Annotated in this window: 15 protein-coding genes; all 15 read right to left on the bottom strand. The window is 67.3% G+C overall.

Annotation, left to right across the window (positions count from 1 at the left end; all coding sequences use genetic code 11):
- Window positions 1-303: 303 nt before the first annotated feature.
- Window positions 304-1,563, bottom strand: coding sequence for a UDP-N-acetylglucosamine 1-carboxyvinyltransferase (gene murA / locus ON27_RS06365; RefSeq protein WP_043720838.1), 1,260 nt, complete (start codon window positions 1,561-1,563; stop codon window positions 304-306).
- A gap of 215 nt (window positions 1,564-1,778) precedes the next feature.
- A complete protein-coding gene (locus ON27_RS06360; RefSeq protein ID WP_043720837.1) occupies window positions 1,779-2,360 on the bottom strand; it encodes a cob(I)yrinic acid a,c-diamide adenosyltransferase in 582 nt (193 codons plus the stop codon).
- A gap of 52 nt (window positions 2,361-2,412) precedes the next feature.
- Window positions 2,413-2,835, bottom strand: coding sequence for a DUF2550 domain-containing protein (locus ON27_RS06355; RefSeq protein WP_039796346.1), 423 nt, complete (start codon window positions 2,833-2,835; stop codon window positions 2,413-2,415).
- A gap of 252 nt (window positions 2,836-3,087) precedes the next feature.
- Window positions 3,088-3,465, bottom strand: a complete 378-nt coding sequence (locus ON27_RS06350) for a F0F1 ATP synthase subunit epsilon (RefSeq protein WP_043720836.1) — start codon at window positions 3,463-3,465, stop codon at window positions 3,088-3,090.
- Window positions 3,466-3,471: 6 nt separating this feature from the next.
- Window positions 3,472-4,920 carry a F0F1 ATP synthase subunit beta gene (atpD, locus tag ON27_RS06345; RefSeq protein ID WP_043720835.1) on the bottom strand — a complete coding sequence of 483 codons (1,449 nt, stop codon included), beginning with the start codon at window positions 4,918-4,920 and terminating at the stop codon, window positions 3,472-3,474.
- Between the two features lie 82 nt (window positions 4,921-5,002).
- Window positions 5,003-5,974: a F0F1 ATP synthase subunit gamma gene (locus ON27_RS06340; RefSeq protein ID WP_043720834.1), complete on the bottom strand. Its 972-nt coding sequence runs from the start codon at window positions 5,972-5,974 to the stop codon at window positions 5,003-5,005.
- Between the two features lie 132 nt (window positions 5,975-6,106).
- On the bottom strand, window positions 6,107-7,744 hold the full coding sequence (gene atpA, locus ON27_RS06335; RefSeq protein WP_043720833.1) for a F0F1 ATP synthase subunit alpha: 1,638 nt from the start codon (window positions 7,742-7,744) through the stop codon (window positions 6,107-6,109).
- Window positions 7,745-7,797: 53 nt separating this feature from the next.
- Entirely contained in the window at window positions 7,798-8,607 is an 810-nt protein-coding gene (locus ON27_RS06330) for a F0F1 ATP synthase subunit delta (RefSeq protein ID WP_043720832.1), read from the bottom strand.
- Window positions 8,608-8,626: 19 nt separating this feature from the next.
- On the bottom strand, window positions 8,627-9,187 hold the full coding sequence (locus ON27_RS06325) for a F0F1 ATP synthase subunit B (protein WP_043720830.1): 561 nt from the start codon (window positions 9,185-9,187) through the stop codon (window positions 8,627-8,629).
- A 5-nt stretch (window positions 9,188-9,192) separates the two neighbouring features.
- The gene (locus ON27_RS06320; protein ID WP_039796339.1) at window positions 9,193-9,441 is read right to left on the bottom strand and encodes an ATP synthase F0 subunit C; all 249 of its coding nucleotides are present in this window, start codon (window positions 9,439-9,441) and stop codon (window positions 9,193-9,195) included.
- A gap of 78 nt (window positions 9,442-9,519) precedes the next feature.
- Entirely contained in the window at window positions 9,520-10,347 is an 828-nt protein-coding gene (atpB, locus tag ON27_RS06315) for a F0F1 ATP synthase subunit A (protein ID WP_086007438.1), read from the bottom strand.
- Window positions 10,348-10,637: 290 nt separating this feature from the next.
- Entirely contained in the window at window positions 10,638-11,093 is a 456-nt protein-coding gene (locus tag ON27_RS06310) for a Cg1360 family ATP-synthase-associated protein (protein ID WP_043720829.1), read from the bottom strand.
- 11 nt (window positions 11,094-11,104) lie between these two features.
- Complete coding sequence (locus ON27_RS06305; RefSeq protein ID WP_043688213.1) at window positions 11,105-12,262, bottom strand: glycosyltransferase family 4 protein; 1,158 nt, start codon at window positions 12,260-12,262, stop codon at window positions 11,105-11,107.
- The gene (locus tag ON27_RS06300; protein ID WP_043720839.1) at window positions 12,259-12,927 is read right to left on the bottom strand and encodes an L-threonylcarbamoyladenylate synthase; all 669 of its coding nucleotides are present in this window, start codon (window positions 12,925-12,927) and stop codon (window positions 12,259-12,261) included. The genes ON27_RS06305 and ON27_RS06300 overlap by 4 nt, the downstream gene beginning before the upstream one ends.
- 331 nt (window positions 12,928-13,258) lie before the next feature.
- Entirely contained in the window at window positions 13,259-14,137 is an 879-nt protein-coding gene (gene prmC, locus ON27_RS06295; protein ID WP_051046270.1) for a peptide chain release factor N(5)-glutamine methyltransferase, read from the bottom strand.
- Window positions 14,138-14,148: the final 11 nt, after the last annotated feature.

Below are 14,148 nucleotides of genomic sequence, written 5' to 3'. Positions count from 1 at the left end.
ATCGCCCGGTTTGAGCCGATTGATCGGTGAAGCAACTTTTCCAGCTTAGCTCAGCCGGAAACCCGGTTGCAAACCAGGGTCTCGTTCGAGCCAGTGTGATCGTCAGGCGCTCCTCGTCCTACCTCGTTTCCCTGGCCTCTCGCTCAGCGTTTCCGCTCAGCTCCTCGGCCCCGGGTCGGTGTCCGTGTCGCTCTGACTTGGAATAAGTTACGTGTCTGCGTGCACGATGTCAAATCTCCTGGTCAGCACGCGTTTTCAAGGAAACGTTCGGTAACGCGCAGCCGACCCGGACGGAATCGGCGCTCAATCCGCGGCGCCGACCCGCACGACATCGCCGCCCAGCGCTTGCAGCTGCTCGACGAAATTCGGATAGCCGCGATCGATATGGAAGACGTCGTGCACTTCGGTGGTGCCGTCGGCGACCAGACCGGCGAGGACCAGGCCGGCGCCGGCGCGGATATCCGACGACCACACCGGCGCGCTCGACAACCGCGGAATCCCCCGCACCACCGCGTGGTGCCCGTCGGTGCGCGCGTCGGCGCCGAGCCGGATCATCTCTTCCACGAACCGGAAGCGCGCCTCGAAGATGTTCTCGGTGATCATCGAGGTGCCGTCGGCGATGGAAGCGAGTCCGATGGCCATCGGCTGCAGATCGGTCGGGAAGCCGGGGAACGGCAGCGTCGAGAAGTTCACCGCGCGCGGGCGCTCGGCCTGGACCACCCGGAAGCCGTCGGTTTCGAACGAGATGCGCGCCCCGGCGGAGCGCAGCTTGTCCAGCACCAGCGACAGGTGCTTGGGGTTCACGCCGGTGACACGGATGTCCCCGAGGGTCATCGCGGCGGCGATGCCCCACGTGGCGGCCACGATGCGGTCGCCGATCACGCGGTGGGTGGTGGGCGAGAGACGTTCGACGCCCTGGATGGTGAGCACCGAGGTGCCCGCCCCACTGATCCGCGCGCCCATCCGGACGAGCATGTTGCACAGATCGACGATGTCGGGTTCGCGCGCGGCGTTGTCGATCACCGTCTCCCCCTCGGCGAGCACCGCCGCCATGAGGATGTTCTCGGTCGCGCCGACCGAGGGGAAGTCGAGACGGATCCGCGCGCCCTGCAATTCGTCGGCCCGGGCCACCACGCAACCGTGCTCGATCTCGCTGGTCGCGCCGAGCAGGCGCAGACCGGCCTGGTGCATGTCCAGCGGGCGGGAGCCGATCGCGTCCCCACCGGGCAGCGCGACGACGGCGCGCTTGCACCGCGCCATCAACGGCCCGAGCACGCACACCGACGCGCGGAACTGAGTCACCGCGGGGAAGTCTGCGTGGTACTTCGGTTCGGCGGGCGTGGTGATGGCGACCACCCCGCCGTCGATGGTCACGTCGCAGCCGAGTCCGCGCAGGACATCACCCATGAGCGGCACATCGAGGATGTCCGGGCAGTTCGTAATGGTGGTGGTGCCCTCGGCCAGCAACGCAGCGGCCATCAGTTTGAGGACGCTGTTCTTGGCGCCCCCCACCGTGACCTCACCGACGAGTCTGTTTCCGCCGGTAACCAAAAACCGTTCCATGCCGCCTCTCCGCGTATTCGGCGCACTGTTGGTGCAAGGATAGTTTGGGGCGGCGCACTACGGTGCCGCGTCTCCACGACTCCCTCGCCTCCGGACGATTTCGCCGTTCGAGCGAGTGCCGCTGGGTGAGCGTTCCGCGGGCGACGAGGTGGTCCCGTCGCCTTGCCTGCCATACCCCGCGATCGCTCGGGTACTCGTCCGGCGGTGCTACGCGATCAGGCGCTCGGCTGTTGTCCGCCGGGTTTCCACAGGATATCGCCGCCGGGATTGGCCACTCGGCTGAGGATGAACAGCAGATCCGAGAGCCGGTTGAGGTACTTGGCGGGCAGGACGCCGGTGTCCTGGGGATGGGCCTCGATCGCGGCCCAAGCCGAGCGCTCCGCGCGACGGGCGACCGTGCGGGCGGTGTGCAGCAGGGCCGCAAGCGGCGTACCGCCGGGCAGGATGAACGAATGGAGCGCGGGCAGTTCGGCGTTGAACTCGTCGCACCACGCTTCCAGCCGGTCGATGTAGGGCTGGGTGACCCGTAACGGCGGGTACTTCGGCTCCGCGACCACGGGGGTGGACAGGTCGGCGCCCGCGTCGAACAGATCGTTCTGTATCTGCCGCAGCACCGCGAGCATCGTCCGCTCCGGCCCGCCGAGCGCGATCGCCACACCGATGGCGGCGTTCGTCTCATCGCAGTCGGCGTAGGCGACCAAGCGCGGGTCGGTCTTCGCGACCCGGGAGAAGTCGCTCAACCCCGTGGTCCCGTCGTCGCCGGTCCGGGTATAGATCCGCGTCAGATGCACGCTCACAGGACAACCCTAGCGGGCGCGGGCGGACGAAGTCCGCGCGGGAACGGGCGTACTACAGTCCCGGCATCCGGCGGGTGCGGTCGGACGGGCGGGACTCCACCCAAGACAGGAAAGCGGTCAGCGAGTCGCGGTCCAGCGCCAGTTCGAAGTCGCCCGCGCGATCCGACACCGCGATCACGGCGATGTCGTCGGTCATGATGTCGTACTCGTCACCGCGGGGGCCGCGCCGATCACCGATCTCGATGCCTTGCCGCCGGATGGTGGAATCAGGACCGAGTTTCAGGCTGGTGAGCTTGAAGAAGACCAGCCGATCCTCGTCGTAGCGGATCAGTCCGTGCCGCCACCCTTGACCGCCGCGAGCGGGGAGGACGCGCAGGATGGCGGCGGTTCCGCCACGGCGCAACATGATCAGCCGGTAGGTCGAGGCGAGCGCGAGGAACACGAGCGTGAGCACCAGAATGATCAGCAGAACCATCCCGGTTTGCAATGCCGTTCGTCCCTTCGCTACGCCGCCGTGTCGTCGACACGGCATTCGATTGGCGGTGTGCACCGGCTCGTCGTGGTTTCGCGAGACTTGCGGCCCGATGCTGACACCGCGTGCGGTCATTCAATCACGGCCCCGAGTTTACAAATGGCCCGGCCGTGTCCGACTCGCCTGAAAGCCGCTGTCGGCGGTGAAGAGACTCTTCACCGCCGACAGCATTTGTTCTCGATGACAGGTTGTGGATTACGCGTTGGAGACCTGCTCGACGGCGCGTACCCGGGCCTGAGCCGCCTTCTGCTGCTCCTGGCTGGCGTCGGAGTCGGCCAGCACCCGGCGGGCCGCCTCGACGTCCACCTCGTCGGCGAATTCCGCCGACTCGGCCAGCACCCGAACCGAGTTCGCGGTCACCGAGAAGAAGCCACCGTGCACCGCGGCGACGATGCGCTGACCGTCGGTGTCCACGATCGTGACGGTGCCGCCTTCGACCAGCTGGCCGAGCAGCGGCTCGTGCCCGGCCATGATGCCGATCTGGCCCTCGGTGGTCTGCGCGCTGACGAACGACGCCTGACCGGACCAGAGCAGCCGCTCGACCGCGACGAGATCGACTGACATTTCCGCCATCGGTGACTACTTTCCGAGGATCTTCTTGGCGGCCGCCTCGACGTCGTCGAGACCACCGCAGCTGTTGAAGGCCTGCTCCGGGTAGTTGTCGAACTCGCCCTTGCAGACACGATCGAAGTCGTCGATGGTCTGCTCCAGCGGCACGACCGAACCCGGCTGACCGGTGAACTTCTCGGCCACGATGAAGTTCTGGCCGAGGAACTTCTCCAGCCGGCGGGCGCGGCCGACGAGGACCTTGTCCTCTTCCGACAGCTCGTCCATGCCGAGGATGGCGATGATGTCCTGCAGTTCCTTGTACTTCTGCAGGATCCGCTTGACCTCGTTGGCCACCCGGAAGTGCCGGTCGCCGACGATCGAGGCCTCCAGGATGCGGGAGGTCGAGGTCAGCGGGTCGACGGCCGGGTAGATGCCCTTCTGCGAGATCGGGCGGGAGAGCTCGGTCGTCGCGTCGAGGTGGGCGAAGGTGGTCGCGGGCGCCGGGTCGGTGTAGTCGTCGGCGGGCACGTAGATGGCCTGCAGCGAGGTGATGGACCGGCCGCGGGTCGAGGTGATGCGCTCCTGCAGCTCACCCATCTCGTCGGCCAGCGTGGGCTGGTAACCGACGGCGGAGGGCATGCGGCCGAGCAGGGTCGACACCTCGGAACCGGCCTGGGTGAACCGGAAGATGTTGTCGATGAACAGCAGCACGTCCTGGTGCTGCACGTCGCGGAAGTACTCGGCCATGGTCAGCGCCGAGAGGGCGACGCGCATACGGGTGCCCGGCGGCTCGTCCATCTGACCGAAGACGAGGGCGGTGTCCTGGAGGACGCCCATCTCCTCCATCTCCAGGTGCAGGTCGGTGCCCTCACGGGTGCGCTCGCCGACGCCGGCGAACACGGAGGTACCGGAGAATTCCCGCGCGATACGGGTGATCATCTCCTGGATCAGAACGGTCTTGCCGACACCGGCGCCACCGAACAGACCGATCTTGCCGCCCTTCACGTACGGGGTGAGCAGGTCGATGACCTTGATGCCCGTCTCGAGCAGCTCGGTCTTGCCCTCGAGCTGGTCGAACGACGGCGGCTTGCGGTGGATGCCCCACTGCTCGCCGTCGCGGCCCAGGCCGGGGGTGTCCAGGCAGTCGCCGAGCGCGTTGAAGACGTGGCCCTTGACCACGTCACCGACGGGCACCGAGATCGGCTTGCCGGTGTCGGTGACGGTGGCGCCGCGGACCAGGCCGTCGGTCGGCTGCATCGAGATGGTGCGCACGATGTTGTCGCCGAGGTGCTGGGCGACCTCGAGGGTCAGGGTCTTGGCCACCGAGGTCAGGGTGATCTCGGCGTGCAGAGCGTTGAACAGCTCGGGAATGGCTCCGCGCGGGAATTCGACGTCCACGACGGGGCCGATGACCCGGACGACGCGGCCTGCGGCGCCGCCGGTCCGGCTCGTGTTGTCTTGGGTGACAGCTGCGGTCATTGGTGTTGGTTCTCTCCGTGTCGATGTGCGGCCTTCGGGGGCCTTACTACGTGCCCGTCGCTCAGGCCGCGTGTGGCGCGCTTCAGTCGCGGTCCGAGCTCGACGCCAGCGCGTTCACGCCGCCGACGATTTCGCTGATTTCCTGCGTGATCTGGGCCTGTCGCACCGAGTTCGCCTCGCGCTGGAGCACGCTCGCGAGTTCGTTGGCGTTGTCGGTGGCGGCCTTCATTGCGGTGCGCCGAGCCGCTGACTCGGATGCCGCTGCCTCGAGCAACGACGCGTAGATACGCGTATTGACGTACTTCGGCAGCAGCGCCGCCAGCAGCACATCGGCGTCGGGCTCGAATTCGTACTGCGCGTGGACGTCCGCCGTCGGTGAATCCGACACGATGTCCTCACCCAGATCGAAGTTCTCGTCGACGTAGCTCACCTGGATCGGCGCCAACCGGCGCACCTCAGGAGTCTGCGTCAGCATCGAGACGAAGCGGGTGTACACCACGTGCAGCTCGTCGACACCGGCGATGTCGCCCGTTCCGTTGGGAGCGGGAACCGCGCCGTCGGAGCCCGCCATGAAGGCGTCCACCAGGTGGTTGCAGGCGGCCGAGGCATCGGTGTACTTCGGCTGCTGCGAGAACCCGGTCCACGCCGACACGTAGGGACGGTTGCGGAAGGCGTAGTACGTCAGGCCCTTGTTGCCCATGACGTAGAGCACCGGCTCCTTGCCTTCGTCGCGCAAGGTGGTCATCAGCTCTTCGGCGCGCTTGAGCACGTTCGAGTTGTAACCACCGCACATGCCGCTGTCACTGGTGATCACCAGCACGGCCGCCCGGCGCGGGTCGGGGCGCTCGGTCAGCAGCGGATGCGAGAGGTTCTTCGACGCGCTCGCCAGCTCGCTGAGGACCTTGGTGATCTCCTCCGCGTACGGCTTGGCGGCCGCGACCCTGGCCTGGGCCTTGGAGATGCGCGAGGTCGCGATCAGCTCTTGGGCCTTGGTGATCTTCTTGATCGAATTCACACCACGAATGCGGGAGCGCAATTCACGCAAGCTTGCCATCAGCGGTTCACACTCCCTTCATTCCCTGCGTTGGACTGGCGGCATTCGCGGGGCACGACGTGGAGGCGCATGCTTCCACCTTCGTGCCCCTCGCTCCTGCCGCGGATCGAATAGCGCATTTGCGGGCCCGCGTTACTTCTCGACGTGCTTGCGGGTCACCGACAGCGACTCGACCTCTTCGTGGTCGAGCTGGCCCGCCTCGGCCTCGTTCACCACCGGAGTGCCGTCGGAGGTGAGGAAGGTGCCGAGGAACTTCTTGGTGGCCGCCTCGATCTGCTCGGCGGCGTCGCCGTCGAGCACCTTGCCGCCCTCGATCGCCTTGAACGCGTCGGCGGCGCTGCGGTGCAGATCCTCCAGCAGTTCGGCGTTGAAGCGGCGGATGTCGCCGACCGGGATCGAGTCGAAGTGGCCGCGGTCGACCAGGTAGATCGAGATGATCTGGTCCTCCACCGGCACCGGCGAGTACTGGTCCTGCTTGAGCAGCTCGACCCAGCGGGCGCCGCGCTCGAGCTGGGCCAGCGAGGCCGCGTCGAGGTCGGAGGCGAAGGCGGAGAACGCCTCCAGCTCGCGGTACTGCGCCAGCTCGAGGCGCAGCGAGCCGGCCACCTTCTTCATGCCCTTGGTCTGGGCGGCGCCACCGACGCGGGAGACCGAGGTACCGACGTTGATCGCCGGGCGGACGCCCTTGTTGAACAGGTCGGACTCGAGGAAGACCTGGCCGTCGGTGATGGAGATGACGTTGGTCGGGATGAACGCCGAGATGTCGTTGGCCTTGGTCTCGATGATCGGCAGGCCGGTCATCGAGCCGCCGCCGAGCTCGTCGGACAGCTTCGCGCAGCGCTCCAGCAGGCGGGAGTGCAGGTAGAACACGTCGCCGGGGTAGGCCTCGCGGCCCGGCGGGCGACGCAGCAGCAGCGAGATGGCGCGGTAGGCCTCGGCCTGCTTGGTCAGGTCGTCGAACACGATGAGCACGTGCTTGCCCTGGTACATCCAGTGCTGGCCGATGGCCGAACCGGTGTAGGGGGCCAGCCACTTGAAGCCGGCGGAGTCGGAAGCCGGGGCGGCGACGATGGTGGTGTACTCCAGCGCGCCGTGCTGCTCCAGCGCGGCCTTCACGCCCGCGATGGTGGAGCCCTTCTGGCCGATGGCGACGTAGATGCAGCGCACCTGCTTCTTCGGGTCGCCGGTCTCCCAGTTGGCCTTCTGGTTCAGGATGGCGTCGATGCAGACCGCGGTCTTACCGGTCTTGCGGTCGCCGATGATCAGCTGACGCTGACCGCGGCCGATGGCGGTCAGCGCGTCGATCGCGGTGATGCCGGTGGCCAGCGGCTCCTCGACCGGCTGGCGTTCCAGCACGGTCGCGGCCTGCAGCTCGAGCACGCGCTGTTCCTCGGACTCGATCTCGCCGAGGCCGTCGATCGGCTGGCCGAGCGGGTTGACCACGCGGCCGAGGAAGTTGTCGCCGACCGGAACCGAGAGCACGTCACCGGTCCGGCGGACCTCCTGGCCCTCCTCGATCTCGGCGAACTCGCCGAGGATGACCGCGCCGATCTCACGGTCCTCGAGGTTCAGCGCGACGCCGAGCACGCCGCCCGGGAACTCGAGCAGCTCGTTGGCCATCGCCGAAGGCAGGCCGCTGACGTGCGCGATGCCGTCACTGGTGTCGGTGACCACACCGACTTCTTCGATGGAGGTCTCGGGGGTGTAGCTCTTGGTGTAGCTCTCGATCGCGCTACGGATCTCGTCGGAGGAGATCGTCAGCTCCGCCATGTTCTTCCTGCTCTCGCTGTCTGGGTCTGGATGTCGGGGGTGGTGGAAGCGCGCTAGGTCAGTGCCCGGCGCAGCTTCTCCAGTCGGCCGATGGCGCTGCCGTCGATCACGTCGTCACCGACGCGCACCACGACTCCGCTCAGCAGACTCGGGTCGACCTGGATGTGCACCGTGGTCGCCTTGCCGTAGATGCGCCGCAGCGAGGCGGCCAGCCGGTCGCGCTGCTGCTCGGTGAGCCCGATCGCGGCGCGCACATGCGCGACGATCTGATCGCGGCGAGCCGCCGCGAGGTCGGCCAGTTCGTCGAAGGCGGCGCCGATGCCCGACCGCTGCCTGGCCACCACCTGCTCCGCCAGGGTCAGGGTGATGGACTCCGTCTTGCCGGTCAGCAGCTGGTGGATCAGCTCGCGCTTGGCCGAATCCGGCTGCGACCGATCCGACAGCGCCTGCTCCAGCTCCGGGTTGTCGCTGATGATCCGGCCCAGCCGGAACAGTTCGTCCTCGACCGCTTCGATCCGGCCACGCTGGGCCGCCGACTCCAGCAACGCCTCCTGACCGAGCAGCACCAAGGTGTCCACCAGGTCGGCGGTGCGCGACCAGTTCTCGGCCACCGCGGTGGTCAGCACTGCCAGCGTGGCAGCGCTGACCTTGCCGCCGAAGACCCGCTCGCAGAGTTCCGCGCGCACGGAACCCGGCACCGACACGTCCGCGAGCGCCACACGCAGCGAACGCTGGTCGTCCAGCACGGCGACAACGGCGAACAGTTCCGACCCCGTCGTGGCCGCAGCACTGTCGCTTCCGGTCAGAGCGGCCCGAAGCGCCTCCCGAGACCGGGCACTGGCCTCGCGGCTCGCTGCGTACATGCTTCTCACTTTCGCGTCGTTACCTTCCGACCCCGATGCCTGCGTCCGACTGGTCGAGCTCGTCGAGGAACCGGTCGATCGAGGCCGCTTGCTTGGCCTCGTCCGAGACGGACTGCCCGATGATCTTCTCGGCCAGGTCGACGGCCGTGCGGCCGACTTCGGAGCGAAGTTCGGTCAGGATCTGCTGGCGCTGGGCTTCCAGCTGGGTGTGGCCCGCCGCGACGATGCGATCGGCTTCGGCCTGGGCCTCCGAGCGCATCTGCGCGAGGATCTCCTGGCCCTGGGTGCGCGCGTCCTCACGGATGCGAGCGGCCTCGAGCCGGGCCTCGGCCAGCTGCTGCTGGTACTGCTGCAGGGTGAGCTGAGCTTCTTCCTGCGCGGCTTCGGCGCGAGCGATGCCGCCTTCGATCTTCTCGGAACGCTCGTCGAGCGTCTTCATCAAGCGCGGGACCACGTACTTGTAGAACAAGAGCCCGATGATGATGACGCAGACGATCGACCAGACGATGTCATACGTTTCGGGGACGAGAGGATTCACTTCCTCTCCCTCCGCCGCCGCGAGCAAAACTGACTCGTACATCGGAATCAGAAAATGAAGCCGGCGACGAGACCGATGAGGGCCAGGGCCTCGGTGAACGCGATACCGAGGAACATGTTGGTACGGATGGTGCCCTGCAGCTCGGGCTGGCGCGCGATGCCCTCGATCGCCTTACCGACGACGATGCCGACGCCGATGCCGGGGCCGATCGCGGCGAGACCGTAGCCGACGGCGCCCAGGCCCTTGAAGGTGCTCTCGTTCGTCGCGGCTTCCTGGGCCAGGTAAGCGAGGCTCATGAGTCTTCCATTCCCTTTCTGTTGCTCACCCGCCGGTCGGCGTGGTGCAGCAGGTTTCCGGTAGTTGTGTCGGTCGGGTCAGTGATCGGCCGCGTGCTGGGCGAGGCTGATGTAGACGGCGGTCAGCAGCGCAAACACATAGGCCTGCAGGAAGATGACCAACAGTTCGAAAAGCGTGAATCCGAGCGCCGCCAGCAGCGAGAACGGCGAGAACACCTTCATCCACGCGGCGGCGTCGAACAGGAAGAACCAGGTCGCGCTGAAGAACAGCACCAACATGATGTGGCCCGCCAGCATGTTGGCCATGAGTCGGACGGTCAGCGTGAACGGACGCAGGATGAAGGTCGAGACGAACTCGATCGGAATCAGCAGTACGTGCAGCGCGACGGGAACGTTCGGAACGACGATGCTGCTGCGCATGTAGTTGAGGAATCCGTACTTCCGGATACCGACGTAGTTGAACGCCAGGTACGCGACGACGGCCAGCACCAGCGGCATGCCGATTCGGGCGTTCGACGAGATGTTCAACCCCGGAACGACGCCGGAAAAGTTCAGAAAGAGGACCGTGAAGAAGATCGTCGCGATCAGCGGGAAGAACCGGCGACCCGATTCCTTGCCGAGGACCTCTTCGCAGATCTGCTCCTTGACGAAGACCAGGCCGGTTTCGGCGACATTCTGCAGACCGCGCGGAACGATCTTGGGCGAGCGGAACGCCAGCACCATCACGGCGACGAGAACGGCCGTCATCAGAATGCGGATCAGCATCAATCGATCGAGTTCGAACGGCGTTCCCTCGAACAGCACAGCTGGAGGGAAGAAGTCGGTAAGCGACGGCGCGTGGAACTCGGCCGCCAGAGTGGTGACGCTCAGCGTTCTCTCCCGTGTTCGGGCCGCGGGTACGGTCATTCCCGCGGTTCGATCGGACATTGACGATCAATTTGGGTCGACTCAGGTCGGCTCGAAGTTCGTCAGCAGCTGGGCGGTGGTTTCATTTCCACCAGGCGTCTGTACGTGTGTCGGCGACATTCGTCGACATGCAGAACCGGAACACCCCTCGGAGCCCGGCACGGCAGTAAGCATAGCGGCCCACGCGGGGGATCTTGGTGGTGACCCCTCGTCGATCCCCGACTTGGTCGCTTGCTTACCAACACTTTACCAAGTCATCTACGACAGCGTGTAGGGGGTGGGGGGTTTCGCTACTCCCGAGTACCGGGGGCGTTCTCCGGGTCGGTCGTCGTCACGTACGGAACCTTCTGCCGGACAACGCCGTAGGTCTCCGCGCCGAGCACGATCACCAGTGCTCCGACCACTGTGAGGAACAGGACGACCCGGTCGTAGAACCCGAATCGCTGGAGGATCGCGACCACGATCAGCGCCACCAGAACCTTACCCGCCCAGCTGACCAGCATGATCAAACCGGCGGTGCTCGGCGGCAGTTTCGCGCCGAACAGCACGACCGCCGCGGTGGTGAGGATGAAGCCGCCGCCGATCGCGGCGCCGAGCAGCGCACCCCACACGCCGGGGACACCCGCGACGGCGGCGCCCAGCGCCACGGCCAGGACCACCAGCACGCCCAAGCCGACCAGTCCGTAGCGCAGCGCGGACCGCAGCGGCGCGTCGGGACCGGGAACGGGTTCGGGTGTGAAGCTCACAGGCGCCGACTTTACCCGGACGCCGATCCGTCACCCGCCGGGTCCCCACGCCGCAGACCCGGGATGGCGGTGATCACCAGAGCGAACACCAGCCCGCCCGCCATGAGCAGCACGACCAGCGTGCGGTCCATCAGCGAGGTGCCGACCGCGCCGAAAGCGAGCACACCGACCCACAAATAGATCAACAGCACCACGCGGCGGTGAGAATGACCGATCTGCAGCAAGCGATGATGCAAGTGCATTTTGTCGGGGGTGGAGAAACTCACGCCCGCGCGGACGCGGCGCACGATGGCGAGCAACAAGTCCAGCACCGGAATGAACATCACCGCCCCGACCAGCAACAGCGGGGAAAGCAGGCCGACGATGTCGCGCGGGCCGTAGCCCTGCAGCGGGATGCGTCCCGAAGCGCCGGTCGACACCGCGGCCAGCATCAAACCGATCAGCATCGACCCGGAGTCGCCCATGAATATCCGCGCGGGCTGGAAATTGTGCGGCAGGAATCCGAGGCACCCGCCCGCCAGCGCGGCGGCCAGCAGCGCGGGCGGGTAGGTGTCCACCGAGCCGCCCTGCTCGTTCATCAGCCCGAGACAGAACACGAAGACGGCCAGCGCCGCGATCAGGCCGAGCCCCGCCGCGAGGCCGTCCAGCCCGTCGACGAAGTTCATGGCGTTGACCAAGGTGACCGTGACCGCGACCGTGACCAGCCCGCCTTGCAATCCGTCCAGCACCACCGTGGTGTTGCTGAACGGGTTGTAGACCACGTACCAGCCCAGCCCCATGACGGCCATCACGCCGGCGGCCGTCACCTGACCGGCGAACTTCGTCAGCGCGTCCAGCCCCCAGCGGTCGTCGACGATGCCGACCAGCACGATCACCGTGCTCGCCACCAGCACGGCGATCGGGATATTCGGCTTGTAGTCGAAGCCGCTGCGCAGCGCGGGCAATTGGTGAGCGAACAGGACCGCGGCGACCACGCCGATGTACATGCCGACGCCGCCCATCCGGGGAATCGGCTTGACGTGCACGTCCCGGTCGCGCGGCACGGCGACCGCCCCGAAGCCGATCGCCAGCACCCGCACTCCGCCGGTGGCCAGGAATGTCACCACCGCCGAGATGAGCAGCACGACCAGCAGCTCCCGCAGGGGAACGACAGCGCTCGAACCCATCATCCGAGCTGCGCGGCGCCGCTGAGCGCTTCCGGCGACATCCCGAGCACCTCGGCGATGTCGGCGACCGGCACCGCGCCCACGCGCAGGACGCGCGGCTGGTCGGCGGTCAGGTCGACGATGGTGGAGGCGACCGCGTGTTCGGCCGGGCCGCCGTCGAGGTAGACGCCGACCAGCTCGCCGAGTTGGTCACGGGCCTCGGCCGCGGTCTTGGCCGGCGGCTGTCCGGACACGTTGGCGCTGGACACCGCCAGCGGACCGACCTCACGCAACAGTTCCAGCGCGACCGGGTGCAGCGGCATCCGCAGCATCACCGTCCCGCGGGTGTCACCGAGATCCCAGGCCAGCGAAGGCGCTTGCTGCACAACGAGGCTCAGTCCGCCGGGCCAGAACGCCCGGATCAGCTCGCGCGCCTGCGGACGCACCGAGAACACCAGGCCGTCGATGGTCTGCCAGGAACCGACGAGCACCGGCACCGGCATGTCCCGGCCGCGGCGCTTGGCCGCCAGCAGGGAATTCACCGCCGTCGAATCGAACGCGTCGGCGGCCAGGCCGTACAGCGTGTCGGTGGGCAGCACGACCAGTCGTCCGGATTTCAGGGCGCTGGTGGCCGCGGACAGTCCGGCGGCGCGCGAGTCGGGATCCGCGCAGTCGTAGACGGTACTCACGGCAACCATCCTGGCATCTATACCGCCTCTCCGGGTATTCAGGCCGTACTAGTGGGGTGAAAGGGGATTCGCGTTCAGGTCCCGCTTCGGGTGCCGAGCGAGTTCTGGAGGTGCCCGGTGAGTTACCCATGTGCTCGCGAAATCAGTTGTCGAGTGGGTGCGGCGGTCGTCGCACCCAGCTCCGGCCACTGTCGGTGATGGCTGCGGCACCGGACCATGCTGGGCCGCGAGGCCGTCGGTATGAGGGGCACATCGTCGTTTTCCGGTCGGCTTCCCGGCTCGCATGCCGAAGCCCACGTGTGAATGCGGACGGACCGGCGTGCGGCGCTGGTCAGGTACGGGTGGCGGCGACGAAGCGGGGTTTTCCGGCCAGGTCGGGGTGTTCGACGATTTCGGTGAACACGCCCGTGGCGGTCAGGAGGGCGGCCACGCCGGAGCCGTTGGTGTCGTCGTGCTCGATGGCGGTGGCGCCGCCTGGGCGCAACCACCTGGCGATGTTCGGGACCATCCCCCTGATCACCTCGAGTCCGTCCGGGCCGCCGAACAGGGCGAGGGAAGGATCGTGGTCGGCCACCTCGGGATCGAGGCGGGCTCCTTCCGGAATATAGGGCGGGTTGGACACCACGATGTCCACCCGGCCGTTCAGGTCGGTGAGCAGTTCGGGATCGGTGGCGTCGTCGGCGTAGAGCGTAATGGGGGTGTCACCCGCGGCGATGCGGTCGTCGGCGTTGCGCCGGGCCCACACCAGCGCCGCTGGATCGAGTTCGACGGCGTGCACCTCGGCGTCGGGACGCGCGTGCGCGACGGCCAGCGCGAGCGCTCCCGACCCGGTGCACAGGTCGACGACGATCGGCGTGTGATCGTGCGGCAGCGCCTCCAGCTGCGCCAGCGCCCACGCGTAGAGCAGCTCGGTCTCCGGGCGCGGTACGAAGACGCCGGGACCCACCGCGAGGTCGAGCGCACCCATCACGGCCGTACCGGTCAAGTGCTGCAACGGGATTCGCTGCGCGCGGCGGTCGACCAGCGCGCGGAACTGCGCCAACTCGTCCGGCGCCACGAGCGGGGTCAGCGCCAGCCTGGTCCGCTCCACGCCGAGGACGTACGCCGCCAAATGCTCGGCGTCGGCCTGCGGGCTGTGCACGCCGGCGGTCCGTAACGTCTCGATGGCGTCGTTGATGACGGGGCGCAGCGCGACTCGGGTCGTAGACATGGCACCGACTC

The organism is Nocardia asiatica NBRC 100129 (genome assembly GCF_000308415.1).
GTDB lineage: Bacteria > Actinomycetota > Actinomycetes > Mycobacteriales > Mycobacteriaceae > Nocardia > Nocardia asiatica.
This window is presented reverse-complemented; position numbering and strand designations above follow the sequence as displayed.

Coding starts and splice junctions, on each gene's coding strand:
- murA (WP_043720838.1), bottom strand. CDS start 1,563: ATGGAACGGTTTTTGGTTACCGGCGGAAACAGACTCGTCGGTGAGGTC.
- ON27_RS06355 (WP_039796346.1), bottom strand. CDS start 2,835: ATGGTTCTGCTGATCATTCTGGTGCTCACGCTCGTGTTCCTCGCGCTC.
- ON27_RS06350 (WP_043720836.1), bottom strand. CDS start 3,465: ATGGCGGAAATGTCAGTCGATCTCGTCGCGGTCGAGCGGCTGCTCTGG.
- atpD (WP_043720835.1), bottom strand. CDS start 4,920: ATGACCGCAGCTGTCACCCAAGACAACACGAGCCGGACCGGCGGCGCC.
- ON27_RS06340 (WP_043720834.1), bottom strand. CDS start 5,974: ATGGCAAGCTTGCGTGAATTGCGCTCCCGCATTCGTGGTGTGAATTCG.
- atpA (WP_043720833.1), bottom strand. CDS start 7,744: ATGGCGGAGCTGACGATCTCCTCCGACGAGATCCGTAGCGCGATCGAG.
- ON27_RS06330 (WP_043720832.1), bottom strand. CDS start 8,607: ATGTACGCAGCGAGCCGCGAGGCCAGTGCCCGGTCTCGGGAGGCGCTT.
- ON27_RS06325 (WP_043720830.1), bottom strand. CDS start 9,187: ATGTACGAGTCAGTTTTGCTCGCGGCGGCGGAGGGAGAGGAAGTGAAT.
- ON27_RS06320 (WP_039796339.1), bottom strand. CDS start 9,441: ATGAGCCTCGCTTACCTGGCCCAGGAAGCCGCGACGAACGAGAGCACC.
- atpB (WP_086007438.1), bottom strand. CDS start 10,347: ATGACCGTACCCGCGGCCCGAACACGGGAGAGAACGCTGAGCGTCACC.
- ON27_RS06305 (WP_043688213.1), bottom strand. CDS start 12,262: ATGATGGGTTCGAGCGCTGTCGTTCCCCTGCGGGAGCTGCTGGTCGTG.
- prmC (WP_051046270.1), bottom strand. CDS start 14,137: ATGTCTACGACCCGAGTCGCGCTGCGCCCCGTCATCAACGACGCCATC.